The 25,694-nt window shown below is 75.5% G+C and carries 30 protein-coding genes; 22 read left to right on the top strand and 8 right to left on the bottom strand.

The features are described from left to right. Positions 1–167 precede the first annotated feature (167 nt). From ABD345_RS28385 to ABD345_RS28355, 7 genes are all read left to right on the top strand, one after another. Entirely contained in the window at positions 168–410 is a 243-nt protein-coding gene (locus ABD345_RS28385) for a chaplin (protein ID WP_344556048.1), read from the top strand. Positions 411–573: 163 nt separating this feature from the next. Continuing rightward, on the top strand, positions 574–1,485 hold the full coding sequence (locus ABD345_RS28380) for a 2-hydroxyacid dehydrogenase (protein ID WP_344556046.1): 912 nt from the start codon (positions 574–576) through the stop codon (positions 1,483–1,485). Between the two features lie 320 nt (positions 1,486–1,805). After that, positions 1,806–2,180 (top strand): VOC family protein, encoded by a 375-nt coding sequence (locus ABD345_RS28375; protein ID WP_344556044.1) that lies wholly within the window; start codon positions 1,806–1,808, stop codon positions 2,178–2,180. Between the two features lie 24 nt (positions 2,181–2,204). Beyond that, positions 2,205–2,774, top strand: a complete 570-nt coding sequence (locus tag ABD345_RS28370) for a maleylpyruvate isomerase N-terminal domain-containing protein (RefSeq protein WP_344556042.1) — start codon at positions 2,205–2,207, stop codon at positions 2,772–2,774. A gap of 36 nt (positions 2,775–2,810) precedes the next feature. Beyond that, positions 2,811–3,383: a YbaK/EbsC family protein gene (locus tag ABD345_RS28365; RefSeq protein WP_344556040.1), complete on the top strand. Its 573-nt coding sequence runs from the start codon at positions 2,811–2,813 to the stop codon at positions 3,381–3,383. Between the two features lie 107 nt (positions 3,384–3,490). Beyond that, on the top strand, positions 3,491–3,997 hold the full coding sequence (msrA, locus tag ABD345_RS28360; RefSeq protein ID WP_344556038.1) for a peptide-methionine (S)-S-oxide reductase MsrA: 507 nt from the start codon (positions 3,491–3,493) through the stop codon (positions 3,995–3,997). A 614-nt stretch (positions 3,998–4,611) separates the two neighbouring features. Then, entirely contained in the window at positions 4,612–5,517 is a 906-nt protein-coding gene (locus ABD345_RS28355; protein WP_344556034.1) for a tetratricopeptide repeat protein, read from the top strand. Here ABD345_RS28355 and ABD345_RS28350 read toward each other — a convergent pair. After that, entirely contained in the window at positions 5,400–5,969 is a 570-nt protein-coding gene (locus ABD345_RS28350) for a TetR/AcrR family transcriptional regulator (protein ID WP_344556032.1), read from the bottom strand. The two genes, ABD345_RS28355 and ABD345_RS28350, sit on opposite strands and share 118 nt — an antisense overlap. A 97-nt stretch (positions 5,970–6,066) precedes the next feature. On the opposite strand from ABD345_RS28350, the gene ABD345_RS28345 reads away from it, so the two are divergent. The 3 genes from ABD345_RS28345 (at position 6,067) to ABD345_RS28335 (ending at position 8,210) form a co-directional block, all read left to right on the top strand. After that, a complete protein-coding gene (locus ABD345_RS28345) occupies positions 6,067–6,564 on the top strand; it encodes an FBP domain-containing protein (protein ID WP_344556030.1) in 498 nt (165 codons plus the stop codon). A gap of 101 nt (positions 6,565–6,665) precedes the next feature. Then, on the top strand, positions 6,666–7,550 hold the full coding sequence (locus ABD345_RS28340) for a class I SAM-dependent methyltransferase (protein ID WP_344556028.1): 885 nt from the start codon (positions 6,666–6,668) through the stop codon (positions 7,548–7,550). A gap of 138 nt (positions 7,551–7,688) precedes the next feature. Next, positions 7,689–8,210 (top strand): hypothetical protein, encoded by a 522-nt coding sequence (locus tag ABD345_RS28335; RefSeq protein WP_344556026.1) that lies wholly within the window; start codon positions 7,689–7,691, stop codon positions 8,208–8,210. Positions 8,211–8,257: 47 nt separating this feature from the next. Here the strand turns inward: ABD345_RS28335 and ABD345_RS28330 are convergent, their stop codons facing one another. Both ABD345_RS28330 and ABD345_RS28325 read right to left on the bottom strand, forming a co-directional pair. Further along, entirely contained in the window at positions 8,258–8,938 is a 681-nt protein-coding gene (locus ABD345_RS28330; protein ID WP_344556024.1) for a hypothetical protein, read from the bottom strand. Between the two features lie 136 nt (positions 8,939–9,074). Continuing rightward, entirely contained in the window at positions 9,075–9,998 is a 924-nt protein-coding gene (locus ABD345_RS28325) for an NAD(P)H-binding protein (protein WP_344556022.1), read from the bottom strand. A gap of 77 nt (positions 9,999–10,075) precedes the next feature. On the opposite strand from ABD345_RS28325, the gene ABD345_RS28320 reads away from it, so the two are divergent. The 10 genes from ABD345_RS28320 to ABD345_RS28275 all read left to right on the top strand — a co-directional run bounded on the left by ABD345_RS28320 (position 10,076) and on the right by ABD345_RS28275 (position 19,288). Then, positions 10,076–10,630 carry a TetR/AcrR family transcriptional regulator gene (locus ABD345_RS28320; RefSeq protein ID WP_344556020.1) on the top strand — a complete coding sequence of 185 codons (555 nt, stop codon included), beginning with the start codon at positions 10,076–10,078 and terminating at the stop codon, positions 10,628–10,630. Next, the gene (locus ABD345_RS28315; RefSeq protein ID WP_344556019.1) at positions 10,627–11,076 is read left to right on the top strand and encodes a DUF6228 family protein; all 450 of its coding nucleotides are present in this window, start codon (positions 10,627–10,629) and stop codon (positions 11,074–11,076) included. The genes ABD345_RS28320 and ABD345_RS28315 overlap by 4 nt, the downstream gene beginning before the upstream one ends. Next, on the top strand, positions 11,073–11,321 hold the full coding sequence (locus ABD345_RS28310; protein WP_344556017.1) for a hypothetical protein: 249 nt from the start codon (positions 11,073–11,075) through the stop codon (positions 11,319–11,321). The genes ABD345_RS28315 and ABD345_RS28310 overlap by 4 nt, the downstream gene beginning before the upstream one ends. A gap of 50 nt (positions 11,322–11,371) precedes the next feature. Further along, positions 11,372–11,500, top strand: a complete 129-nt coding sequence (locus ABD345_RS28305; protein ID WP_344556015.1) for a hypothetical protein — start codon at positions 11,372–11,374, stop codon at positions 11,498–11,500. 201 nt (positions 11,501–11,701) lie between these two features. Next, positions 11,702–14,620, top strand: a complete 2,919-nt coding sequence (locus tag ABD345_RS28300; RefSeq protein ID WP_344556013.1) for an acyl-CoA dehydrogenase family protein — start codon at positions 11,702–11,704, stop codon at positions 14,618–14,620. A 251-nt stretch (positions 14,621–14,871) separates the two neighbouring features. Next, positions 14,872–15,909, top strand: a complete 1,038-nt coding sequence (locus ABD345_RS28295; protein WP_344556073.1) for a 3-oxoacyl-ACP synthase III family protein — start codon at positions 14,872–14,874, stop codon at positions 15,907–15,909. After that, the gene (locus ABD345_RS28290; protein ID WP_344556011.1) at positions 15,906–16,754 is read left to right on the top strand and encodes an SDR family NAD(P)-dependent oxidoreductase; all 849 of its coding nucleotides are present in this window, start codon (positions 15,906–15,908) and stop codon (positions 16,752–16,754) included. The genes ABD345_RS28295 and ABD345_RS28290 overlap by 4 nt, the downstream gene beginning before the upstream one ends. Positions 16,755–16,765: 11 nt before the next feature. Further along, the gene (locus ABD345_RS28285) at positions 16,766–17,779 is read left to right on the top strand and encodes a beta-ketoacyl-ACP synthase 3 (RefSeq protein WP_344556009.1); all 1,014 of its coding nucleotides are present in this window, start codon (positions 16,766–16,768) and stop codon (positions 17,777–17,779) included. Between the two features lie 29 nt (positions 17,780–17,808). Next, positions 17,809–18,063, top strand: coding sequence for an acyl carrier protein (locus ABD345_RS28280; protein ID WP_344556006.1), 255 nt, complete (start codon positions 17,809–17,811; stop codon positions 18,061–18,063). Beyond that, entirely contained in the window at positions 18,056–19,288 is a 1,233-nt protein-coding gene (locus tag ABD345_RS28275) for a beta-ketoacyl-[acyl-carrier-protein] synthase family protein (protein ID WP_344556004.1), read from the top strand. Before ABD345_RS28280 ends, ABD345_RS28275 begins: the two co-directional genes overlap by 8 nt. A 42-nt stretch (positions 19,289–19,330) precedes the next feature. Here ABD345_RS28275 and soxR read toward each other — a convergent pair whose 3' ends face one another. Then, entirely contained in the window at positions 19,331–19,795 is a 465-nt protein-coding gene (gene soxR, locus ABD345_RS28270; protein ID WP_344556002.1) for a redox-sensitive transcriptional activator SoxR, read from the bottom strand. A gap of 97 nt (positions 19,796–19,892) precedes the next feature. Here soxR and fdxA point away from each other — a divergent pair, with 97 nt between their 5' ends. Both fdxA and ABD345_RS28260 read left to right on the top strand, forming a co-directional pair. Beyond that, entirely contained in the window at positions 19,893–20,207 is a 315-nt protein-coding gene (gene fdxA / locus ABD345_RS28265) for a ferredoxin (protein WP_344556000.1), read from the top strand. A 93-nt stretch (positions 20,208–20,300) separates the two neighbouring features. Continuing rightward, complete coding sequence (locus ABD345_RS28260) at positions 20,301–20,693, top strand: hypothetical protein (RefSeq protein WP_344555998.1); 393 nt, start codon at positions 20,301–20,303, stop codon at positions 20,691–20,693. Between the two features lie 22 nt (positions 20,694–20,715). Here ABD345_RS28260 and ABD345_RS28255 read toward each other — a convergent pair whose 3' ends face one another. Genes ABD345_RS28255 through ABD345_RS28240 form a run of 4 tightly spaced genes read right to left on the bottom strand, consistent with a single transcriptional unit; the run spans position 20,716 to position 25,693 of the window. Beyond that, a complete protein-coding gene (locus ABD345_RS28255; protein WP_344555996.1) occupies positions 20,716–22,233 on the bottom strand; it encodes a glycoside hydrolase family 43 protein in 1,518 nt (505 codons plus the stop codon). A 34-nt stretch (positions 22,234–22,267) separates the two neighbouring features. Further along, positions 22,268–23,767 (bottom strand): arabinosylfuranosidase ArfA, encoded by a 1,500-nt coding sequence (arfA, locus tag ABD345_RS28250; RefSeq protein WP_344555995.1) that lies wholly within the window; start codon positions 23,765–23,767, stop codon positions 22,268–22,270. Positions 23,768–23,822: 55 nt separating this feature from the next. Beyond that, positions 23,823–24,665, bottom strand: coding sequence for a carbohydrate ABC transporter permease (locus ABD345_RS28245; RefSeq protein ID WP_344555993.1), 843 nt, complete (start codon positions 24,663–24,665; stop codon positions 23,823–23,825). Continuing rightward, on the bottom strand, positions 24,665–25,693 hold the full coding sequence (locus ABD345_RS28240) for a carbohydrate ABC transporter permease (RefSeq protein ID WP_344555991.1): 1,029 nt from the start codon (positions 25,691–25,693) through the stop codon (positions 24,665–24,667). The genes ABD345_RS28245 and ABD345_RS28240 overlap by 1 nt, the downstream gene beginning before the upstream one ends. Position 25,694 lies beyond the last annotated feature (1 nt).

Raw genomic sequence — 25,694 nt, 5'->3', positions numbered from 1 at the left:
GCGGGTCACGGCGCCGCGGTCCGGGCGGTGGCCACCCACCGGCCCCGTGCCGGGAGGCACCCGATGGGGTGAAGGAACGCCCCGCGACCACGCCGCCCGCACGAGCGCCCCGAACCACCGGTGCCGCCCCACCCGGGGCGGCACCCTCCAGACACCGAGGAGTCGACATGTCCCGCAGCCGCAAGTACTTCGCCGTCGTCGCGCTGGCCGCCACCGCCGTGCTGGGCACCGCCGGAGCGGCCTCCGCGTCCGCCGGTGCCGAGGGCGTGGCGGTCGGCTCGCCCGGCGTCCTCTCCGGCAACGTGATCCAGATCCCCGTGCACATCCCGGTCAACGTGTGCGGCAACAGCATCAGCCTGATCGGCGCGCTGAACCCGGCGTTCGGCAACTCCTGCACCAACATCGGCTGACCCACGCTCAGGCCGCAGGCCCCTCCCGGACGTTCCGGGCGGGGCCCGCGGTGTTCCCGGGGGTGTACGGCCGCCGTGCCCGGCCCGGCCCGGGCGCGCCGGGTGCCCGGGGCGGTCGGGGCGGGGCGGCTAGGGTCGGGGGCGGGGCGGCTAGGGTCGGGACATGAGCGCCCGCTACCTCCTCCCGTACGCGCCCGACACGATCGGCAGCCTGCCCGCCGGTCTCGACGTCCTCGTGTGGGACGGGGACGGGCCGGTGCCGCCGGACGAGGCGCTGCGCGGGGTGGAGTTCTTCTGCCTGCCCTACATGCGGCACGCCGCCGCGCTGCCGCTGATCCCGCGGCTGCCCGCGCTGAAGGTGGTCCAGACGCTGACCGCCGGGATGGACGACGTCCTGCCGCACGTGCCGGACGGCGTGCTGGCGCACAACGCGCGCGGGCTGCACGACGCCAGCACCGCCGAGCTGGCGGTGACGCTGACCCTCGCCTCGCTGCGGGGCCTCCCGGGCTTCACCCGGCGGCAGGACCGGGGGATCTGGCACCAGGAGTTCCACGAGTCGCTCGCCGACAAGACGGTGCTCGTCCTCGGCTACGGCTCGATCGGGCGCGCGCTGGCCGCGCGGCTGGAACCGTTCGAGTGCGAGGTGGTCCGGGTCGCCCGCGGCGCCCGCCCCGAGGAGCGGGTGCACGCGGTGGCGGAACTGGCCGAACTGCTGCCGTCCGCCGACGTCGTGGTGCTGCTGACCCCGCTCACCCCCGAGACCCGGCACCTCGTCGACGCCGCCTTCCTGGCCCGGATGAAGGACGGCGCGCTGCTCGTCAACGTCGCCCGCGGCCCGGTGGTCGACACCGCCGCCCTGCTCGCCGCACTCTCCGCGGGGCGCCTGCGGGCGGCGCTGGACGTCACCGACCCGGAACCGCTCCCCGCCGACCACCCGCTCTGGCACGCCCCCGGCGTGCTGATCACCCCGCACGTCGGCGGCCCCAGCAGCGCCTTCCTGCCGCGGGCCAAGCGGCTCCTGCGCGAACGCGTCCTGCGGTTCGAGCGGGGCGGCGCGGCCGAGCCGGGGCACTGACCCGCCCGGGGCGCCGCCGGGACGGGCGCGGGGCGGAACGGGCGCGGGGCGGAACGGACGCGGGGCGGAACGGACGCGGGGTGGAACGGACGCGGGGGAGGGGCGGAAAAGGGTTTGCGGGCGGGCCCGGAGGTTGCGTACGGTGCCCGGGTGAACACCGGAACGGCCAAGGGCCACGCACGGATCGGTGACCCGGTGGGCGGCTGACCGCGCCCCGGGTGCCGCAGGGGCGCCCGCGCGTCCGGGGGCCGCCCGGTCCGGGGAGCAGTGCGCCCACACGCCCCCAGACCGACCCCACCCGGAACGAGGTTCACCCGGCCATGCCCGCCGCCTTCAACCACACCATCATCGCCTCCGTGGACGCCGCCGCGTCCACCCGCTTCTACCGCGAGCTGCTGGAGGCCGAACAGGCGCCCTCCTGGGGCCCGTTCACCAACCTGCTGCTCGCCGACGGCGTGCTGCTGCAGTTCGCCGCCCCGCCGGTGGAGATCCAGATGCAGCACTACGCCTTCCTGGTCGACGACGAACTGTTCGACCGTGCCGTCGCCCGGCTGCGCGACCGCGCCATCGACCACTGGGCCGACCCGCAGATGCAGCGCCCCGGCGAGACCAACACCGAGCACGGCGGGCGCGGCGTCTACCTGCTCGACCCGGCCGGCCACGGCCTGGAACTGCTCACCCGGCCCTACCTGTAACGGCGGGGGGTGAGGAGGCAGCCCGTGGACCACACCGAACTGCGTGCCGCCCTGGCGGAGACGCGACGCGTCCTCACCCCGCACCTCCGCTCGGACTGGGGCGTCCCGGCCGGCCCGCTGGAGTGGAACTGCCGGGACACCCTCGCCCACCTCGGCCACGACCTGCTCGCCTACGCCGGGCAGGTGGTGGCCCGCCCCGAGACCGGCTACCTGCCCTTCGACCTGATGGTGCGGCCGGACGCCGACCCGGCCGAGGTGCTGACCACCGCGTTGGCCTGCGGCGAACTGCTCGCCCTCGCCCTGGCCGCCGCCGGCCCGGACACCCGGGCCTGGCACTGGGGACCGGCCGACCGGACCGGATTCGCCGCGATGGGCGTCGCCGAGACGCTGCTGCACACCCACGACATCACCACCGGCCTCGCCCTCGACTGGGCACCGCCGTCCGCGCTCTGCGCCGCCGTACTGGCCCGGCTCTTCCCCGACGCCCCCGCGGGCGACCCCGTCCCGGTGCTGCTCTGGTGCACCGGGCGGGGCGAGCTGCCGGGCCGTCCGCGGCGCGCGTCCTGGGCGTGGCGGGCGGCGCTCGCCGAGTGAGCGGGGCGGTGGCGCGGCGGGGATAGAGTCGGAGGCATGAGCGATCAGCTGGAGCAGTCGGTCCGGGCACCGTTCGGGAACTTCCCGCAGGTGCGGCGCGCGCTGGACGCCGTCGGGGAGCTGGCGGCCCCGGTGGCCGCCCTGCTCGGCGGGTGGGACGCGGAACTGGCCGGGCAGGTGCTGTACGTGGACACCGATCCGGAACTGGCCGACACCGCCGTGTTCTGCGCCGCCTACGACGTCCCGGCCGAGGCGTCCGCGAACTGCGTGGTGGTCGCCGCCAAGCGCGGCGGCGAGACCACGCTGGCCGCCGGACTGGTGCTGGCCACCACCCGGCTCGACGTCAACAAGGCGGTGCGCGCTCACCTGGGCGCGCGCAAGGCGTCGTTCGCGCCGATGGACACCGCCGTCGGCGAGAGCGGCATGGAGCACGGCGGCATCACCCCCGTCGGCCTCCCCGCGCACTGGCCGCTGCTCATCGACGCGGCGGTCGCCGCCACCCCGTACGTACTCGTCGGCAGCGGCCGCCGGCGCGGCAAGCTGATCCTGCCCGGCGCGGTCGCCGCCGCCCTGCCCGGCGCACAGGTCCTCGAAGGACTGGCCGGCTGAGACCGGGGGGAACACCGGGGGTGTCCGGGCGGTTGGACCGGGTGGTCCCCCCGGGGCGGTGCCCCGGGCGGACGAGTCGACGCACCCATGCGAGGAGTGAGTACGAGATGACCACGGACCGCGCAGTCCTGGCCGGCGGTTGCTTCTGGGGAATGCAGGAGCTGATCCGCAAACTCCCCGGCGTCCAGTCGACCCGGACCGGTTACACCGGCGGCCAGAACGCGCACGCCACCTACCGCAACCACCCCGGCCACGCCGAGGCGCTGGAGATCGTCTACGACCCGGAGCGGATCAGCTACCGGACGCTGCTGGAGTACTTCTTCCAGATCCACGACCCGAGCACCCTGGACCGCCAGGGCAACGACATCGGCAGCAGCTACCGCTCGGCGATCTTCTACGCCGACGAGGACCAGCGCGCCACCGCCCTCGACACCATCGCGGACGTCGACGCCAGCGGCCTGTGGCCCGGCAAGGTGGTCACCGAGGTCACCCCGCTGGGCGAGTTCTGGGAGGCCGAGCCCGAGCACCAGGACTACCTGCAGCACTACCCCAACGGTTACACCTGCCACTACCCGCGCCCGGGCTGGAAGCTCCCCGTGCGCGAAGACGCGTGAGCGGCCGGTAGGCGCGGGTCGACGGCGGTCACCGGTCCCTCCGGCGGCCGCCGTCGCCACGTCTGGGGCCGGCGGGGGCGGCTGCTAGCGTCCCGGCCCGTGAACGTCGACGATCTTGACGACCGGGTGCGCACGGAGAGCGGCTGCATCCCGCCCGCCCTGGTCCGGCGGCTGCTCGACCTGGGCCACGCCGCCGTGGTGCGGGAGCAGGCCGGGCGCGGGGAGTGGTTCTGCGCCCGGGAGTGGGCCTGGCGGCTGGAGCGGCAGGGGCTGACCGACGCGGCGCTCGCCCCGTACCTGGCCACCGGCTGGTGGACGGCCGCCGAGACCGCCGTCGAACTGCTGGAGGGCCGGGGCCGGGCCGAGGCGGCGATCGCGCTGGCCCGCCCGTACGCCGAGGGCGGCGACCCGGCGGCGCTGCGCTCCTTCGGACAACTGCTCACCCGCCACGGCCGGGCCGAGGAGGCGTTCGCCCTGCTGCGCCCGCATCTCGACGACCGGCTGTCGGCCGGGGTGCTGGTCGAGGCCGCCGAGGCCGCCGGGCGCGCAGCGGCGGGGTCGAGCCGCGCAGCGCCGTCGAGCTGCTGGCCGGGATCCGCGAGCGGCAGGGCCGGGTGGAGGAGGCGTTCGCCCTGCTGCGCCCCCGGCCGGACACCTCCGTCGACGACCGGGGCGCGCTCGCCGACCTGCTCGCCCGGAACGGCCGGATCGAGGAGCTGCGCGAGCACGCCGAGGCGGACGGGCACGGGCCCGCGCTGCAACGGCTGGCCGAGGCGCTGGAGGACGCCGGCGACGTCGACGGCGCGGTCGAGGCGCACCGGCGGACGGAGGTCTTCCGGCGGGACGTGCCGGCACTGCTGGTCGACCTGCCGGTCCGGCACGGCCGCGGCGAGGAGGCGATCGAGGTGGCCCGCCGGTGCGCCGAGCGCGGCGGCGGGGACGACTGCGACCTCGACCTGCTGGCCGGTCTCTGCCTCGACCTCGGCCGCCCCGAGCACGGTCTGGAACTGCTCGACGCCCTCAAGGCGCGGCGCGGCGGCGAGGAGCACTGGGAGCAGTACGGGATGCGGCTGCCGCTGATGGCCGCCTGCGGCCGGATCGACGAGGCCGTCGAGCAGAGCCGGGCCCACCCGGAGGGCGACGTCTGGTACGCGGCGGGGCAGGTGGCCTCGATGCTGGCGCGCGCCGGGCGGCTGGAGGAGGCCGTCGCCCTGCTCCGGGCGGCCCCGGACCCGGACTGGAACCGGCCCGCCCCGGGCGGCTACCTCGCCGAGCTGGGCCGGTTCGAGGAGGCGCTGCCGCTCCTGCGGCACCACGAGCCCCCGCAGCCCCCGCAGCCGCTGGAGCGCGCGGGCGGGTTCGGGCGGGGCGGTGGTGCGGGGCGGTGGTGCGGCCCGGTGGTTCAGCCGTCGGCGCGGGCCCGGAGCAGGGCGTCCAGCGAGTCGACGATCCAGTCCCAGGACTCCTGCGGGTCCACCGGGGTGTGGGCGAAGCCCCCGGCGGCCTCCAGGCCGATGTAGCCGTGGAAGACGCCGCCGAGCAGCCGGACCGCGTGGGTCTGGCCGGGCTCGGGGAGGTGGTAGCCGCGCAGGATGGCCCGGGTCAGCTGGGAGTGCCGGGGGGCGGCGCTCGCGGCGGCGGTCTCCGGGTCGAGGCGCAGCCGGGTGGCGTCGTAGCGGCCCGGGTGCTCGCGGGCGTAGCCGCGGTACGCCTCGGCGAAGGCGGCGAGGGCGTTGCGGCCGGAGCGCCCGGCGATCGCGTCGGCGGCCCGGTCGGCGAGCTCCTCCAGGGCCAGCAGGGCGATCCGGACCTTGAGGTCGTGCGAGCTGCGGACGTGCGAGTACAGGCTGGCGACCTTGACGTCGAAGCGCCGGGCCAGCTCGGTGACCGTCACCTGCTCGAAGCCCACCTCGTCGGCCAGTTCGGCGCCCGCCCGGGCCAGCACCTCGGGGGTCAGACCTGCGCGTGCCACCGTGTTCACCCGTTCCTCTCCCGGGCCCTCCGGCCCGCGCTTCCTGAAGGCATTATCCATTTGCCTAAACGACTTAGGCAAATTAGCGTGGTGTTTCGTGAGAGAGCTGACCGACCCCGAGATCCGCGCCGCGTTCCTGAACTGCTCCAAGGGCGAGGCGAAACGACTGAACCTGCCCCGCGAGCTGGCCGAACAGCCCTGGTCCGAGCTGGACTTCCTCGGCTGGCGCGACCCGCAGGCCCCCGACCGGGCCTACCTGGTCGCCGAGATCGACGGCCGGCCGCAGGCCGTCGTCCTGCGCGCCTCCTCCGGCGCCTCCTGGCAGCCCCGCCGGAGCATCTGCTCGCTGTGCGTCACCACGCACACCGGCGGGGTCTCCCTGCTGGTGGCCCCGCTGGCCGGCCCGGCCGGCCGGCAGGGCAACTCCGTCGGCGCGTACATGTGCAGCGACCTGGCCTGCCCGCTGTACGTCCGCGGCCTGCGCGAGACCGGCACCAAGATCCACGAGTCGCTGACGCAGGAGCAGCGGATCGAGCGGATGCGCGACAACCTGGCCGGCTTCCTGGCGAAGGTGCGCGGAACCGACCGGGGCTGAGCCGTCGTCGGGACGGATGACAACCACGGATGACGACCGGTGGGCAGCGACGGCCGGCGTCCGGACGGAACGGCCGGCGCGGCGAGGAGAGGGGCGGGCGGATGGCGAACTTCACGGTGGACGGCTCCGACGGCGGGCACCCGGCGGGCGGGGCGGCGGCCGACAGCCGGGAGGCCCTCGACGCGTTCGACGCCCTGGAGCGGCGGATCTGGTCGGGGCGGGCCGCCGCCTACGCCGCGAGCTTCGCCCGGCTCTGCGCCCACCCGGTGCCCGCCCTGCTCGACGCCGCCGCCGTCGGGCCCGGCCGCGCGGTGCTGGACGTCGGCACCGGGACGGGCACCGCAGCGGCCGCCGCCTGCGCGCGCGGCGCCCGGGTCACCGCCGTCGACGCCGAACCCAGCATGCTGGCCGAAGCCCGCCGCAACGCCCCGCAGGCCGAACTGCACGCCGCGACCCTGCCCGAACTGCCCTTCCCCGACGAGTCGTTCGACGCGGTGGTCGGCAACTTCGTGATCAACCACGTCGGACGGCCGGACGCCGCCGTCGCCGAACTGAGCCGGGTGCTGCGCCCCGGCGGCCGGATCGCCCTCACCGTCTGGGCCAACCCCGCCGCACCCGGGCAGAGCCTGCTCGGCCGGGCCGTCGAAGCCGCGGCGGCACCCCGCCCCGCGCACCTGCCGCCGGCACCCGCCGCGCTCCAGGCCGTCGCCACCCCCGAGGGCCTGGCCGGACTGCTCGCCGACGCCGGTCTGCGCGACCCGGACTGCCGCACCCTGCGCTGGAACCACCGCACCACCACCGAGGAGTGGTGGTCCGGACCCGCCGGCCGGGTCGCCTTCATCGGCGAACTCCTGCACCACCAGACACCGGAGGTCCGGGCCCGGATCGAGGCCGAATTCGGCCGGCTGGCCGAGGAGTTCCGCGACCCGGAGGGCGGGCTGGCGCTGCCGCACGCCGCGCTGCTGGTCTCGGCCCGGCGGGGCTGACGGCGCTCCGCTGGATTTGGCTCTGACCGGGCCGTCGGCGGTGGCCCGGGAAGGAGGACCCGGGTGCAGCATGAGGATCCCGGTGCGGCCGTCGACCGGGTGCCCGCCGTGGTCAGTGGGGTCCTCTATGGTCTGGCCATGACCGAACCCGTGGCTTGGACGGACGACGAGATCATCGCCAAGGTCCGCGAGTTCGCCGAGGCCAACGGGCTCCCTCCGCCTGTTCCGGTCGAGGCTGCCGACGAGTTCGAGGCGGCTGTCGGCCACCCCCTGCCGCTACTGCTGCGCAGGATCTACTGTGAGGTCGCCAACGGCGGGTTCGGGGTCCGCGGCGACGTGGTGTCGCTGGTGGAGGCCGGGACGTGGCACCGCTTCAGCGACGCGGACTCCCTCGGGTGGCTCCACCGCGGGTGGTCGTCCGCATACGAGGGCGTCCATCCGGCCCACGTGGTCCCGCTCGTCACCATGGGATGCGGCATCTGGTGGTGCATCGACCTCAGCACACCGCAGGGCGACATGTGGGGCATCGACCCGAACGCGCTCTGCGACCGCCACTTCCTCTTCCCGGAGAGGTTCACCCTGGCGGAGTGGCTGACCGACTGGCTCGAAGGGAACGACGCCTTTCCCGAGGCCCCGCCGCTGGACTGCTCCAACTGTTGATCGGGAGTCGGGCGTCCGGCGCGGGGGGAGTTCGGGCGGGGCGGGGCTCAGTGGCCGCCCTTGGAGGGGATGCAGCCGCCCTCCAGGTAGGGGCCGTGCACCTCGATGTGCGGCGGGGTGGAGAGGGTGCCGGTCAGGCAGGGGCCGACCTGGGGGACGGAGAAGGTGAACTGCACGCCGCTGGTGCCCGGGGTGACGGTGGCGTCCGGGTAGCCGAGGCGGGTGAGCAGGGCCTTCGCCTGCTCGGGGTCGTTCGGCGGGGTCCGCCCGGCGAGTTCGGCGGTGATCCGCGCGGCGTGCGCGTCGCCGCGGCACTGCTGGGCGGGGTTGAGCGGGGCGGTCTGCAGGTAGGCGTGGTTCTCGTTGTACTTGGGGTTCTCGGGCTGGACCACGTGCGAGTCCCCGCCGAGCGGGGGCGTGGGGTCGACCGGGGTGGAGGAGTCGACCGGGGACGGCAGCGCGGTGGACTTCCCCGCGCAGGTCTTCGCGACGGCCGGGAACGCCCGGTCGTGGTCGGCCAGCGCCTGCTGCCGCTGCTGCTCGTACCTCTGCTGGGCCTCCTTCGCGGCGGCCGAGGCGCTCGCGTTCGAGGCGCTCGCGTTCGAGACGCCCGGTTTCGAGGCGCCCGCCGAGTCGGCGCCCCCGGAGGCGTGGGTGGAGCCGCAGCCGGTGAGCAGGGTGCCCGCGGCGAGCACGGCGGCGGCCACGGCCAGGGCGGGACGTTTCACGGTGGGGCGCTCCGGTCGGCGGGGCGGGCCGGTGCGGCCCGCCGGTGCGGTCATCATTCCGTGTGCGGCCGATCGGTGGCCAGAGTACCCGTACTCAGATTCCGGATTCCGTCCGGCGGGGCAAGGGCGCCCCGGTTCACGGGAGTTGGGCCGCCGCCCGGACGGCGGGCAGGTGGTCGGCCAGGAAGGCGTCGACCGTGCGGGCGGGACGGCCGAGCAGGGCGGGGACGGCGTCGGTCACCCCGGCCAGCGATCCCGCCGCGACCTCGTGCAGCAGGCCGGCCAGTGCGGCGGCGAAGCCGGGCGGGGCGCCCTGGGCGGTCAGGGCGGCGGCGACCTCCGCCGGGGCGAACGGGGCGAGGCCGACCGGCCGGTGCAGGGCGTGCGCGATCCGTTCGGCCAACTCCCGGTCGGTGAGCGCCTGCGGGCCGGTCAGCACGAAGGACTCGCCCGGCCGCGCCGCCCCCGTCAGCAGCACTTCCGCGCACTCGGCGACGTCCCGGGCGTCGATGTGCGAGACCGGCGCGCCGCCGTAGCGGGCCACCAGCCGCCCGTCCGGAGTGAACGCCCCCGGAGCGAGCAGGTTCTGCAGGAAGCCGGAGGGCTGGAGGAGCGACCAGGCCGGTCCGGCCGCGGCCAGTCGGCGGTCGAGCACGCCGTGCGCGCCCTGGGCCAGCAGCCCGCCCGGTGCGGCGTGCCACACCGAGACCTTCACCACCCGTTCGACGCCCGCCGCCGCGGCCGCGTCGATGGCGGCGGTGAGTTGACGGACCATCGGCTGCTCGCCGTCCACCGGCAGCGCGCCGGGCCCGCCGAGGAACAGCCGGTCCACGCCCGCGAAGGCGGCGGTCAGCGAGGTCGGGCGGTCGAAGTCCCCGACGGCGTACGGGCAGCCCAGGGCGCGGCCCTTGGCCTCGTCGCGGACCAGGGCGCGGAAGTCGGCCCCCCGGTCGGTGAGTCGGCGCACCAGGTGGCGGCCGATCGAGCCGGTGGCTCCGGTCAGCAGGATCACGGTGGTTCCCCCGGTCTGGGCGCGCGGCGCCCGGGTAAGCTGAGGCATCCTCGGTTTCGTTTCAAGTCGAGGATGCCTCGACTTGTTGGCCGGGCGCAAGGGCCCGACCGGAAAGGGGAGTTGACGTGACCGAAAGCACCCGCCGCCGACCGCGCGCCGACGCGCTGCGCAACCGCGAACGGCTGCTCGCCGAAGCCGACGCGGTCTTTCGCGAGCAGGGCACCGGCGCCTCGCTGGAGGGCGTCGCCCGCCGGGCCGGGGTCGCCATCGGCACCCTCTACGGGCACTTCCCGACCCGGACCGCCCTGGTCGCCGCCCTGCTGGAGGCCCGCAACCGGGAGCTGTTCGAGCACGGCGACCGGCTCGCCGCCGATCCCGACCCGGCCCGGGCGCTGGCCGACTGGATCCGCGCCGTCGTCCGGCACGCCGCCGCCTACCAGGGCCTGGCCGCCGAACTGGCCGCCCGCTCCGACGAACTCCAGGACTCCTGCCACCGGATGACCGGGATCGGCGACCTGCTGACCGACCGGGCCCGCGCCGCCGGCGCGCTGCGCGGCGACACCACCGGCGCCGACCTGTTCACCCTGATGAACGCCGCCGCCTGGGCCCGCGAGCACGACACCCCCGCCCAGGCCGACCGGTTGCTCGACCTCGCGCTGGCCGGGATGATCGCCCGGTGAACGGATCGGGGCCGGGGGCCGGCGGCGTGCGGGTGCGGTGCGGACGGGACCGGGAGGCGGCCGTCCGGCTGGCGGACCGGGCGGAGGAGGACGGCGTCGCGCGGTTCGCGGTGGAACTGCTGCGGGCCCCCGGGCTGGCGGCGCGGCTGGACGGAGTGGTCGACCTGGGCCCGGCCGGCGGCCTCGCGGGCTTCCTGGCCGGCCTGGCCGCGGACTTCCGGGGCTGGCCGGGCGAACGGGAGTGGCACAACGCCGACGGCGACCTCGCGCTGCGCGCGGCCTTCGGACCCGGCGGCCACGTCGGCCTGACCTGGGCGCTACGACCCTGGCGCGCCGCCGACGGCTGCTGGCGGGCCGAGCTGACCACCTGGCTGGAGGCCGGGGAGCAACTCGCCGCGCTGGCCGCCGGGGTGGCGGCGTTCCTGGACGGCGAGGGGGAGGCGTGAGACCGGCCGGGGACGACTGGGTGGAGGTCGGGCGGTACGAGCTCGGCGCGGGCCGGCCGTCGGCACCGGAGGCGGTGGCGGCCTGGCTGCGCGAACGGGGCGACGGCGCCGTGCGGTTCGGGGCGCGGGACGTGCTGGTCCAACCGCTGTGCGGGCGGGCGGTGGACGGGCAGTGGTCGCGGGAGTGCCGGGTGCTGCTGCGTCGGGCGGTGCTGCGTCGGGCGGTGCCGGAGGTGCAACCGTGAGGGCGGGGACGGCGTCGTTCCCGGGACGGCGGACGGCGGAAGGGCGGGCGATGGGGCGGGAAGCACGGCGGGTGGTGGTGCAGTTCGCGGTGGCGGTGGCCGTACTGGTGGTGCTCGTCCTCGCCTCGCCGTGGATCGTGATCGGGTTGGCCAGGGTCTACGGGGCGCTGCACCGGTAGCTGCCCGCCGGTTCGGGTGAACGTTCAACCGATGCGGAACTTTCAACACATTCACCGGTCATATGACTGGATGGTGGACGTACCGATTGGGCACTGTGGTGGCGGGCCGGACACCGGCCGCGCCGGGGGGAGCCGGCCCGCGGCCGGTCGCACCGCGACCCGTCCCGGATCGGCCCCCTCGCTGCTGCGGAGCGTCCAGTCATGCCCGTGTCGGTTCACATGTTCCCCGGCCAGGGGGACTTCCCCGTCCAGACGCTGTACCTGGCCGCCGCCCGGGACGGCGCACTGCGCCGCGCACTGCACGCCGTCTACGAGGAGATCGACGCCGCCCTCGCCGCCGGCCCGGAGGCCGGACCGCCACCGGCCCTGGTCGCCCTGCTGCTCGGCGAACACCCGCCCGGGGGACGGGAACTGGCCCAGGGCCCGACCGGCCTGCAGCAACTCGCCCACCACGGCGCCGCGCTGGCCTGGCACCGGGTACTGGCCGAGCGGCACGGCCCGCCCGACGCCCTGCTGGCCGTCAGCTTCGGCGAACTCGCCGCACTGACCGCCGCCGGAGCCTGGACGGTCGGCGCCGGCGCCACCGCCGCCCTGCAACTGGCCCGGGTGCTGGCCGGAGCGCCCGGCGCACTCACCCTGATCGGCTGCGGGGAGGAGCGGGCAGCCGAACTGGCCGCCCGCGCCGGGGCCGGACGGGTCGCCGTGGGCTGCGTCAACAGCCCCCGGGAGTGCGTGCTCGGCGGCCCGCCCGAGCAACTCGCCGCCGTCGAAGAACTCGCCGCCGCCCGCGGCCTCACCGCCGTCCGGCTGCGCCTGCCCTTCGGCTCCCACCACCCCGAACTCGCCGACCAGCGGGCCCGGTTCGAAGCCCTGCTGCGCGGCGGGCCGCCGATCGGCCCACCCGCCGTACCGCTCTACTCGGCCGTCGCCGGACGCCGCTACACCCCCGCCGACGACCTCGCCGCCCGGGCCGCCGACTGCCTGGTCCGCCCCGCCCACCTGCCCCGGATCCTCGCCCTGCTCGCCGCCCACGGCCACACCGACTACCACGAGGCGGGCCCCGGCAGCGCGCTCGGCCGCAACGCCGCCGACTGCCTGCGCGGCACCGGCGCCCGGGTGGCCGGGACCACGACCGACGAAACGTCAACTCCGGTGAAGGGGAAGGGAGTCCGGATGCCGAAGGAGCCGCGCAGCACACCGGGAAGGACGGTCGGGGCACCGGGCGGGACGGTCGGGGCACCGGGAGGGACGGCAGGAGGGGCGGCCGGGACGGCAGGAGGGGCGGCCGGGACGGCAGGGCCGCCGAGCGGGAACGCGGGGGAGCCGGCCGGGACGGCGAGGGAGGACGCGCGGATGCCGGGGGAGCGGGCCGGGACGGCGGGCGAGCCGTACCGGACGCTGGGGGAGCTGCTGCACGGCCGCCACCACCCCGGCTACCTGCCCCGGTTGCACCGGGCCCTGGCCCGGCACCCGTACCGCGTCGCCGAGTCGCCCGGCGAACGCGAGCCCTACCTCCACCGCCGCCTGCGCACCCTGCTGCGCGCCCTGCCCGCCGCCGCCGACCTGCACGCCGACGCCGACGCGCTGGCCGCCGCCCTGGCCTGGGCCGCCGTCGCCGACCCCCGGCTCGGCATGACCCTCGTCACCCAGAACGTCCTCGGGCAGGGCTCGCTGCTGCGGCTGGCCGGGCAGGCCGAGGACGTCCGGACGGAACTCGACGCCGTCGACGCGGGCGAACTGCGGATCGGCTACCTGGTCACCGAGGCCGGCCGCGCCAGCAGCCACCTCGACGCCGCGACGATCGCCGAATTCCACCCCGGACGGCGGGAGTTCGTGCTGCGCACCCCCGAGCAGGAGGACGCCAAGTTCGGCGGCGTCGCCCAGTACCCCGGGCCGCGCGGCGCCGTGGTGATCGCCCGCGCCGTCGACGCCGCCGGCCGGCCGGGCGGGGTGTTCGCCTTCCTGACCCGGCTCGCCGACCACGACGGCCCCCGGCCCGGCGTCACCCTCTCCCCGCCCGTCCCGGTCGGCGCCCTCCCGCTCAGCTACCACCGGGTCCGCTTCGACGGCCTGCGCGTCCCCGAGGCGCACTGGCTGCGCGACGACGCCGACCTCGACGCGCACGGCCACCTGCACGACCCGCGCACCCCCGCCGACCGGCTGCGCCGCACCCTCGCCGTCGGCCAGGACCTGTGGGGCGTCCTGCCCACCGCCCTGGCCGCGCTCGCCCGCCAGTCCGCCGTCCTCGCCGTCCGGCACTCCCGCCACCGCGAGACCCGCGCCGCGCTCGCCCCCGGCAGCCCGCTGCTCGCCCACCGCAGCCAGCAGCGCGCCCTGCTCGGCGCCCTCGCCGACGCCTTCGCGCTCAGCTGCGCCGCCGCCCGGGCCCGCGAACTGCTCGCCGCCGCACGGGAATCCGACACCGCCGAAGCCGGGAGCGGCTTCGCCCCGTGGGCCGCCGTCAGCCGCCCGCTCTCCGCGTACAAGGCGCACTGCGCCGACGAGGCCGAACGGATCATCGCCGACTGCCAGCGCCGCTGCGGCCACGCCGGACTCGCCGACGGCAACCGGCTGGCCGGCTACCACGGCTTCGCCCGCTCCTTCGACCCGGCCGGCGGCGACAGCAGGCTCATCCGCTACGACCTCGGCCGCGCCCTGCTGGAGGACCCCCCGACCGGCACGCTCCCGCCGATCCCCACCGACCTCGCCGACCCCGGCTGGTGGCCCGCCGTCCTGGCCCGCCACCAGCACACCCAGACCACCTGGCTGCGGCGGGCCACCACCGAGAAGGCGCACGGGGGCGCCACCCCCTTCGAGGTGTGGAACCCGCTGCTCGACCGGGCCGCGGACCTCGGCGCCACGTACGCGGCCCGGCTCGCCGCCGAGGACCTCCCGCGCGCCCTCGCCACCCTCCCCCCGGACGGCGCCACCACCGCCCTCGCCCACCTCGCCGCCCTCCGCGCCGCCGACCGGCTGGCCGGCCCGCTGCTGCGCCACCGCACCCTCGCCCCGGGCGAACTCGCCGGACTGGAGAACGCCCTCGAACGCGGCTACGACCGACTGCTCCCGCACCTGGAGGAGGTGGAGCGGGACTTCGCCTTCCCCGACGAGATCGTCTGAACAGCGAGCGCATTCAGGGGCTCGGGGAACGGCGAGCACGGGTCTGCTGACGGTGCACTGCCGTGGCGCGCATCTGCTTCCGGTTCTGTTACTACACGCAGCAGCACGGACACTTCGATGGGCTCCGGCCGTCAGCAGCATCGACCCGCCGTTCCCCGGGCCCTGACGGGGCCCATGCGCAGCACGGCCCGCCGTTCCCCGGGCCCCTGATCTCTCCCGAATTCGTCTGCACAGGTAAGGAGCTCGTGGTGGTGAACGCAGTGGGCGTGTGGGGCACCGGGCGGTACGTGCCGTCGCGGGTGCGGGGGAACGCGGAGGTGGCGGCGGCGGTCGGGGTGACCGCGGAGTGGATCGTGGAGCGGACGGGGGTGCGCCGCAGGCACGTCGCGGCGGGGGAGCAGGCCGCCTCCGACCTCGCGGCGGAGGCGGTGCGCCGGGCGCTGGCCTCGGCCGGGGTGACGGCCGCCCAACTGGGGCTGCTGGTGTGCGCGACCTCGACGCCGGACGAGCTGGGGCCGGCGACGGCCTGCCGGGTGCAGGCGCTGGTGGGGGCGGGCAACGCCGTCGCGCTGGACGTGTCGGCGGCCTGCTCGGGCTGGCTGTTCGGGGCGAAGGTCGCGCACGACTGGCTGCGGGAGGAGGACGGGCCGATGCTCGCGGTGGTGGTCGGGGTGGAGGCGTACTCGAAGTTCCTGGACCCGGCGGACCGGGGCACCGCCGTGCTGTTCGCGGACGGCGCCGCGGCCACCGTGCTGGGCCCGGTGGAACCACCGGGCGGGCTGGGCGGGTTCCGGCTGGGCTCGGACGGCACGCTCGCGGACCGGGTGCTGATCCCGGCCGGCGGCAGCCGGCGTCCGGCCAGCCGGGAGACGCTCGCGGAGGGCGCGCACCGGATCCGGATGGACGGGCGGACGGTCAGCCGGTTCATCCGGGACGCGTTCCCGCGGATGCTGCACGAGACGCTGGAACGGCACGGCCTGGCCGTCGGCGACATCGACCACGTGATCACCCACCAGCCCAACCCCGTCCTGCTGCGCCGGCTCGCCGCCGAGGCCGGCCTGGCCGACCGGATGACCGTGGTCGGCGACCTGGTGGGCAACATCGGCGCGGCCAGCGCCCCCTACGCGCTGGCCACCGCGCACGCCGAGGGGCTGCTGCAGCCCGGCGACCTGATCCTGCTGACCGTCTTCGGGGCCGGGATGACCTGGGGCAGCGCACTGCTGCGCTGGTCCGAGCCCCCGGGCGGAACCGACCACGAACGGCACGAACGGAAGGAAGCACTGTCATGAGCAACAGCACGCTGCCGGGGGCGTTCCGGCTGGACGGCGCCCGCACCCTGGTCACCGGGGCCTCGCGGGGCATCGGACGGGCCTGCGCACTGGCGCTGGCCGAAGCCGGGAGCGACCTGGTGCTGAGCGCCCGGACCGGGGCCGCGCTGCGGGAGGTGGTCGAGCAGGCCGAGGGACACGGGGTGCGGGCGGTGGCCCTGCCCGCAGACCTGGCCGAACCGGGCGCGCCCGGCGCACTGGTGGAGCGGGCGGCCGCGGCGCTCGGCGGGATCGACGTGCTGCTGCACAACGCCGGGGTGCTGCCCACCGCGGCGGACGGCAGCCCCGTCCTGGTGCCGTTCCAGCACTCCACCCAGCAGGACTGGGACTACGTGGTCTCGGTCAACCTGAACGCCACCGCCGAGATCTGCCGGGCCGCGCACCCGCACCTGGCGGCGTCCGACCGGGCCTCGCTGATCCTGATGTCCTCCGCGTCCGGGGTGATGGGCACCCCGCTGCTGGACGCGTACGCCGCGACCAAGGCCGCGCAGATCTCGCTGGCCCGCAGCCTGGGCGTCGGCTGGGCCCGCGAGGGGATCCGGGTGAACGCGGTCTGCCCGGGCTGGACCACCACCGACATGACCGACTTCGCCTCCGGCACCGAGCCGTTCTCGCAGTGGCTGATGGCGCACGTCCCGCAGGGCCGCTGGGGCGCCCCCGAGGACATCGCCGGAGCGGTGCTGTTCCTCGCCTCGCCCGCCTCCGCGCTGGTCACCGCGCAGGCCCTGGTGCTGGACGGCGGACTGAGCGTTTCGGACGGCGGCCTGGCGGCCATCCCCAAGCCGCCCTCCCCGTTCGCGGCCTGAGGAGGCGTCCGGTGCCCCGCGCGGCCGTCGTCGGGATCGGCTCCTGCCTGCCCGCCCGCAGCGTCGACAACGAGGAGGTGATCGCCGCAGGACGCCTGGACAGCAGCGACGAGTGGATCCGCCGGCGCACCGGCATCCACCGCCGCCGCCGCGCCGCCCCCGGCACCGCCACCGGCGACCTAGCCGTGTACGCGGCCGCCGCCGCCATCGAATCCGCCGACGCCGCACCGGACTTCGTGCTGCTCGCCACCACCACCCCCGACCACCCCTGCCCCGCCACCGCACCCGCCGTCGCCCACCGGCTCGGCCTGCCGCGGGTCCCCGCCCTCGACCTGTCCGCCGTCTGCTCCGGCTTCCTGTACGCACTGGCCACCGCCGACGCGCTGGTCCGGGCCGGCACCTGCCGCCACCCGCTGGTGATCGGCGCCGACACCTACTCCACCATCGTCGACCCCGCCGACCGCGACACCGCCGCCCTGTTCGGCGACGGCGCCGGAGCCGTGCTGCTGGCCGCCGCCGAGGACGGCGCGCCCGGCGCCCTGCACGCCGCCGACCTGGGCAGCGACGGCGGCGGGGCCGCCCTGATCACCATCGGCGCGGGCGGCTCCCGGCACCCCGACCGGCAGCGGCTCGACCCGGACGCGCACTGGTTCCGGATGCAGGGCCGCTCCGTCTACGGCCAGGCCGTCCGGCACCTCACCGACTCCGCCGTCCGGGCACTGGACGCCGCCCACTGGCGGCCCGCCGACCTCGGCGCGTTCGTCGCCCACCAGGCCAACCAGCGGATCCTCGACTCGGTCGCCGACCGGCTCGGCCTGCCGCCCGCCGTCCGCTTCGGCAACCTGCGCGAACTCGGCAACACCGCCGCCGCCTCCATCCCGCTGGTGCTCGCCGACGACGGCCCGCAGCGCGCCCTCGCCCCCGGCACCCCCACCCTGCTCACCGCCTTCGGCGGCGGCCTGACCTGGGCCTCCGTCGCCCTCACCTGGCCCGCCGCCACCCCCGTCCGGCGCACCCTGCCCTGACGCACCCCGTACCGGAGAGGAGATTTTCCGTGGACCAGGTCACCGAACGCATCGCCGCCGTCCTCACCGAGAAGTTCGACGTCCCCGCCGACCTGATCACCGCCCGGGCGAGCTTCCAGGAGCTCGACCTCGACTCGCTGTCCATCGTCGAGCTGTACGTCACCCTCCAGGAGGAGTGGGGCGTCCCGCTGGACGCCGAAGCCGCCGGAGCGGACACGACGGTCAGCGAACTCGTCGACGAAGTACGGAAGTTGATGGACGGGCGGCGACCCGGGGATGACTGACCGGATCGTGGTCACCGGCACCGGGGCGGTCACCGCCGGGGGCGACGGGATGGACGCGACCTGGCGCACCCTGTGCGAGGGGCACGGCACCGCCCGGCGCGACCCCGCACTGGACGGCGGCCCGGCGCCGATCAGCTGCCGGCCCCCGCACCCCGAGGACGCCCCCGTCCGGCAGGGCTGGCGGCTGGACCGCTCCACCCGCTACCTGCTGACCGCCGCCCGGGAAGCCCTCCGGGAAGCCGGGATCGAGGCGTTCGGCGACCGCGACCCCGACTGGGAACCGGGCCGGGTCGCCGTCGTCGTCGGCTCCGCCGCCGGCGGCATCGCCGTCCTGGAGAACGCCCACCGCCGCCTGCTCGAACGCGGCCCCGCCGCGCTCTCCCCGCTCACCCTCACCGGCTACCTGCCCAACCTCTCCGCCGCCGGACACCTCGCCCTCGCCCTGCGCACCACCGGCCCCGCCCTGCACACCTCCACCGCCTGCGCCTCCGGCGCCGACGCGATCGCGCACGCCGCGCTGCTGCTCACCACCGGCGCCTGCGACCTCGCCGTCGCGGGCGGCACCGACGCGATGGCCACCCCGCTGTGCGCCGCCGCCTTCGCCAGGACGGGCGCGCTGTCCCGGCGCACCGACCGGCCCGCCACCGCCTCCCGCCCCTTCGACCGGGACCGGGACGGCTTCGTCCTCGGCGAGGGCGCCGGCGTCCTCGTCCTGGAACGCGCCGCCGACGCCACCGCCCGCCGCGCCCCCGCCCTCGCCCACCTCGCGGGCTGGGCCGCCACCTCCGACGCCCACCACCCCACCGCCCCCGACCCCGCCGGACGCGGCCTGCGCGCCGCCGTCACCCTCGCGCTGCGCGCCGCGGGCGCCGGGCCCGACGAGGTCGAGCACGTCAACGCGCACGGCACCGGCACCCTACGGGGCGACCGGGTCGAGGCCGCCGCGATCCGCGAACTCTTCGCCCGCACCCCGCCCAGCGTCACCTCCGCCAAGGGCGCCCTCGGCCACACCATGGGCGCGGCCGGCGCGATCGAGGCCGCCCTCACCGTCCGCACCCTGCGCACCGGCACCGTCCCGCCCACCGCCAACCACGACGCCCCCGGCCCCGACACGGCCGGCCTCGACCTGGTCACCGGCGCACCCCGCCGACACGCCCCCCGACTCGCGCTCAGCCACTCGATCGGCTTCGGCGGCCACAACACCGTCCTGGCCCTGCGCCCCTGACCGGCCGTCACACCCGTCCGGGCGGTACGGGCGGTGCGGGCGTCACAGGCGGCGCGGGCCGGTCCCGTCCCCGGCCAGGGCGTCGTGCGGGTTCAGCAGGGCGCACGCCTTCATCGACAGGCAGCCGCAGCCGATGCAGCCGGTCAGTTCGGCCTCCAGCCGCTCGATGGTCCGGCGGCGCTCCTCCAGCCGGAGCTTCCAGCCGCGCGAGGCGCGCTGCCACTCCTGGTGGCTGGGCGGCCGGTCGAGCGGCACGTCGGCGAACGCCGCGCGCAGGTCCTCCAGCGGGATGCCGATCCGCTTCGCCACCGAGATCAGCGCGATCCGGCGCAGCATGTGCCGCGGGTAGCTGCGTCGGTTGCGGCCGTCGCGCTCGGAGGCGATCAGGCCGAGCTCCTCGTAGAACCGCAGCGCGGACACCGCCGTACCCGTCCGCGCGCTGACCTCGCCGATCGGCAGCCGGTCGTCCGCCGCGGGCTCCGCCCCGTCCGGCTGGTGGGCCGTCATCCGCCGCCTCCCCTGTTGACCTCAACATTACTTGAGGTCCTACGGTCGGCCGTGCCAGAGCGGCGAACGGCACCGAACCGGAGAGGACGGCGACCCGATGACCTACGTGATCGCCCAGCCCTGTGTGGACGTCAAGGACAAGGCGTGCGTCGAGGAGTGCCCGTTCGACTGCATCTACGAGGGGGAGCGGATGCTCTACATCCACCCCGACCAGTGCGACGACTGCGGTGCCTGCGAGGCGGTCTGCCCGGTCGAGGCGGTCCGCTACGAGGACGAACTCCCCGAGGGGTGGCGCCCGTTCGCCGCAGTGAACGCCGAGTTCTGCGCGGGGCTCGGCTCCCCGGGCGGTGCCGCGAGCATCGGCCCGATCGGCAGGGACCACCCGCTGGTCGCCGCCCTCCCGAAGGTCTGAGCGCCGCGGCGGGTTCCCCGCGGGCCGTCCCCGTTCAGGTGAACCGGCCCCGCTCCCGTCCCGCCCGCCGGGCGGCGGGCGTTGGATCAGGGCATGGACGACCCCACCCCCGACGCCCGGACGGACGCGCACCCCTGCGTCTGGTGCGGGAAGCCCGCCGCCGCGGCCGGCAAGCGGGGCACCCGCCCCAAGTACTGCGGCCAGACCTGCCGGCAGCGCGCCTACGAGGCCCGCCGGGAGCGCCGCCGCACCGCCGCCGCGCTGGGCCTGATCGCCGACACCGACCCCGTCGAGCGCGCGGAGAACGCCGCGGCCGCGCTGGCCGACGCGGCCCGCGTGCTGCTGGAGATCGCCTGCACCCGGCCCGGGCTCCCGCAGCCCGTCGCGGTGTCCGCCGCGGAGAGCACCGGCATCCTGGAAGCCCTGCTGCGGGTCACCGCCGGCCGCCCCGCGGCCGTCCCCGTCCGGCCCGACGACCGCCGGTGAGGACCGGACGCGGGAGGACCGGTCAGGGGGTCGGGAGGTAGTCGAACCAGTCGAAGGCGACGGTGCCCTCGGTGGCGTACATGCCGATGACGCGCCCGGTGAAGCCGGCCGCGACCTCGGTGGAGAGGTAGCGCCCGTCCAGTTCGGCGAGCGGCTCCGCGCCCGGGGCCCCGGGGTCGCCGAGCCAGCAGGCGACGGTGTCGGGGCCGAAGGGTTCGGTGCCGGCCAGCTCGGGGGAGGCGGGCACCAGGTCGGTGGTGCGGACGGTCACCGTCAGGGTGAGCGGGCCGGGCGGCACCGGGCGGACGGCCAGGACCTGGCGCAGCGGGCCGATCCGGGCGACGACCCGGACTTCTCCCGGGCCGGCCTCCAGGTCGTAGTGGTGCGCCTCGTCCAGGCGCACGCTCAGGCCGCCCCGGCCGGTGCCCGGGTCGATCCGGGCCGAGGCGCGGCAGTCGTGGTGCTGCTGGCGGCGCCCGACGAAGGTGTGGCCGGGGCGGTCCAGGGTGGGGCCGGTGGCGGTGAGGGTGAGCCGGCCGGGCTGCTCGGTCAGCGACCAGGAGCCGTCGGGGCGGGCGTGCGGGGAGATCCAGTGCGGGGCGAGCACGGGGGCGTCGAAGTCGTCGCGCACGGGCGGGGCGGGGAAGGGGTGCCGGGCGCCGCCGGGGGCGGGGTGCCGCTCGGCCACCGGCGCGACGACCGGCCAGCCGTCCCCGTCCCAGGTCACGGGGGTGAGGAAGGTCTCCCGGCCGAGCACGTGGAAGCCCGGGCTGAAGCCGCGCGGCCGGGTGCCGAGCAGCACCATCCACCAGCTGCCGTCGGGCGCGGTGACCAGGTCGCCGTGCCCGGTGCTCTGGACCGGCCGGTCGGTGCCGCTCGCGGAGAGCACCGGGTTGGCCGGGGCGCCCTCCCAGGGGCCGCGCGGGGAGCGGGCGCGGGCGATCGAGACGGCGTGGCCGCGTTCGGTGCCGCCCTCGGCGATCAGCAGGTACCACCAGTCGCCGATCCGGTACAGGTGCGGGGCCTCGGGCCACTTGAGGCCGGTGCCGGACCAGGTGGGGAAGGGCCCCTCCAGGACCTTCCCGCTGACCGGGTCGATCCGGCTGAGGTGGATGCCGGGGGAGGTGGAGGCGGCCCAGCAGGTGCCGTCCTCCTCCCAGGCCAGGTCCGGGTCGATCCCGGGCAGGTCGATCCAGACCGGGTCCGACCAGGGGCCCTCGGGCCGCTCCGCGGTCACCAGGAAGTTGCCGCCCGCGGTGACGTTGGTGCAGATCACCCAGAACCGGCCGCCGTGGTGACGGATCGTCGGCGCGTACAGGCCGCGGGAGGCGGTGCTGCCGGGCAGCGGCAGCGGCAGCTGCCCGGGGCGGTCGAGCACGTTGCCGAGCTGCCGCCAGTGCACCAGGTCCCGGCTGTGGAAGAGCGGCAGCCCGGGGACGTACTCGAAGCTGGAGCACACCAGGTAGTAGTCGTCACCGACCCGGCAGACGCTGGGGTCCGGGTGGAACCCGGGGATCACGGGGTTGTCGTACGTCCGCACGGGGCGGTCCTTTCGAAGAGCTGCGTGCGGCCGGTCAGCCGAGGGCGATCGCCGTCCAGGACACCGGGGGCAGCTCGACGGTGAGCACGCCGTCGGCGAGGACGGCGCTGCCGTTCGCGGCGGGGACGACCCGGAGCGGGTCGGCGAGGGTGTTCTGCGCGTACGGGTCGGCGTCGGCGAGGGTGAGCGCCTCGACGACCCGCGACACGGGGAGGTCGCGGACGTCGACGGTGACCCGGGCCGGCTCGGACAGGTCGCGGTTGACCAGGAAGACCGCGGCCCGGTCGTCGTCGACGGTCGCGACGGCGTCCACCAGGGACGCCTCGCCGTGCCGGGCCGTCAGGTAGGTGGGCGCCTCGATCACCGGCCGGAGCACTTCGCCGGAGGCGAGCCGGCTGGTGATCGAGAACGGGTGGAAGGTGCTCTGCCGCCAGGCCGGGCCGCCGGGCTCGGTCATGATCGGCGCGATCACGTTGACCAGCTGGGCCAGCGAGGCCGAGGTGACCCGGTCGCTGCGCTTGAGCAGCGTCATCAGCAGGTTGCCGACGACCACGGCGTCAGCCACCGTGTAGACGTCCTCCAACTGCCGCGGGGCGTACCGCCATTCGTCGTTGACCTCGTCGGACGCCTTGTGCTCCTCCAGGTACCAGACGTTCCACTCGTCGAAGGAGATGTTCATCCGCTTCTTCGACTGCCGCTTGTGCCCGACGTGGTCGGCGGTCGCCAGCACGGTGTCGATGAAGAACTCCATGTCGACCGAGGAGGCCAGGAAGGAGCCGAGGTCGCCGTCGTGCACCTGGTAGTAGGCGTGGCAGGAGACGTAGTCGACGTAGTCGTAGCTGTGCTCCAGGACGGTGCGCTCCCAGTCGCCGAAGGTCGGCATGCCGGAGCCGGAGGAGCCGCAGACGACGAGTTCGAGGTCCTGGTCGGCGGCCTTCATGGCGGCGGCGGTGCGGGCGGCGATCTTGCCGTAGTCGTCCGCCGTCATGAAGCCGGTCTGCCAGGGGCCGTCCATCTCGTTGCCCAGGCACCACATCCGCACGTCGTGCGGCTCCGGCGTGCCGTTGGCGATCCGCAGGTCGGAGAGCGCGGTGCCGGACGGGTGGTTGGCGTACTCCAGCAGGTCCAGGGCGGGCAGGATGCCGCGGGTGGCGACGTTGACCGCCAGCATCAGCTCGGAGCCGGTGAGCTTGAGCCACTTGGCGAACTCGTCCAGGCCGACCTGGTTGGACTCCAGCGAGTGCCAGGACAGGTCGCGCCGCACCGGGCGCTGCTCGCGCGGGCCGACCGAGTCCTCCCAGCGGAAACCGGAGACGAAGTTCCCGCCGGGGTAGCGGACGGTCGTGCTGCCGAGCTCCCGCACCAGCTCGACCACGTCCATCCGGAAGCCGTCCTCGTTCGCGGTCGGGTGGTCCGGCTCGTAGATGCCGGTGTACACGCAGCGGCCGAGGTGCTCGACGAACGAGCCGAAGGTGCGGCGCCGGACGGGGCCGACGACGGCCTTCCGGTCGAGTGCGATGTGGGCGCGGGGCAAAGCGGTTCCTTTCAGCGGGTCGGTGCGGGGCGGGCCGGGCGCCGGGGCCCGGCGCTCAGCCCTTCACGGCACCGGTGAGGCCGCCGACGATCCTCTTCTGGAAGGCGGCGAAGAAGGCCATCGCGGGCAGCATGGCGAGCGAGGTGAAGGCGAGCACCCTCGCGGTGTCCACGGAGTACTGCGAGGAGAACACCTGGACGCCGAGCGGCAGGGTGAAGTTCGCCTGCGAGTTCAGGACGTACAGCGGCAGCACGTAGTTGTTCCAGCTGCCGATGAACCCGAGGATGCCGACCGTCACCACGCCGGGGAGCGAGAGCGGGACGACCATCCGGAAGAAGAAGCCGAGCCGGCCGGTGCCGTCGATCGCGGCGGCCTCCTCGATCTCCTTCGGGATGGCCCGCAGGAACGGCACCAGGATGATCACGGTCGTCGGCAGGCCGAAGGCGATCTGCGGGACGATCACGCCCAGCAGGTTGTCGACCAGGCCGAGGTCCTTGATCACGATGTACAGCGGGGTGATCGCGATGACCATCGGGAACATCAGGCCGGCCGCGAACAGCGAGTACATCGCCCCCTTGAACTTGAAGTCGTAGCGGGCGAGCACGAAGCTCACCATCAGGCCGAGGACCACGGTGCCGACGGTGCTGGCGAGCGCCACCACCAGGGAGTTGACGAACTCGCCCCAGAACGTCACCGACTTCAGGACGTTCAGGTAGTTGCTGATCACCCAGGGCTCGGGCAGGCCGGCCGGGCTGGTGCTGATCTGCGAGTTGGTGCGGAACCCGCCGACCACGATGTAGAGCACGGGGGCGACGCAGACGCCGATGAACAGCAGGGCGACGAAGTAGGTGAAGGGGTTGCCCCACTTCTGCGGCCGGTCGGCCGTCCGGGCGCTCATCAGGAGGCTCCTTCGGTGATGGCACCCTGCAGGTCGCGGCGGAGCAGGAAGCGCTGGTAGAGCAGGGCGACGACGAGCGAGATCAGGAACATCACGACCGCGATCGCGCTCCCGTAGCCGTAGTTGCCCGCGTTGCGGCCCTGGCCGACCATGTAGATCGCCATGGTCGAGGTGCCCGCGGTGCCCGCCACGTACGGGCCCCAGATGATGTAGACCAGGTCGAACAGCTGCAGCGAGCCGATGATCGACAGGAACGCCCAGATCCGGATGGTCGGGCCCAGCAGCGGCAGCGTGATGCGCCGCTGGATCTGCCAGTACGAGGCGCCGTCGATCTGGGCGGCCTCGGACAGCTCCTCGGGGATCGACTGCAGGCCCGCGAGCATCAGGATCACCGCGAAGCCGATGTACTTCCACGAGATGATGCCCAGCAGCGTCCAGATCGCCAGGTCCGGGTCGGCCAGCCAGTCGGCCTGCAGGAAGCCCAGGCCGACGTGCCGCAGCAGGTCGTTGAGGGCGCCGTTGCTCTGGAGCATCAGGCTCCAGCCGGTGCCGACGATGACCTCGGAGACCACGTACGGCAGGAAGATCAGCACGCGGATCACCGAGCGGCCGCGGATCCGCTGGTTGAGCAGCAGCGCGAGGCCGACCGCCAGCGGGCCCTGGACGAGCAGCGAGAGCACCAGGATCACGCCGGTGTGCCACAGCACCTGCTGGAACGCCGGGTCGGTGAGGATCAGCTTGTAGTTGTTCAGGCCGACCCAGTCGGTGGGCGGCCCGTAGCCGTGCCACCGGTAGAAGCCGTAGAACGCGGCCAGGGCCACCGGGAAGATCACGAAGGCCAGGAAGACCAGGATCGCCGGGCCGGACAGGACCGCGATCTCGAAGCGCATCTTGGCACGGCCGCGCCGGCGGCGGGTGGCCGCCGCCGGCGCCGGAGCCGGGCGCGCGGACGAGGCCGCGCTCCCGGCTCCGGGCGTGCCCTGCGACTGGTGGCCGTCGGCCGGCTCAGTGCCCAGGGTGTTGCTCATC

Source organism: Kitasatospora saccharophila (genome assembly GCF_039529925.1).
In the GTDB taxonomy this organism is placed as follows: domain Bacteria; phylum Actinomycetota; class Actinomycetes; order Streptomycetales; family Streptomycetaceae; genus Kitasatospora; species Kitasatospora saccharophila.
Note: the sequence above shows the minus strand (reverse complement) of the source record. Positions and strands in the feature narration are given on the sequence as shown.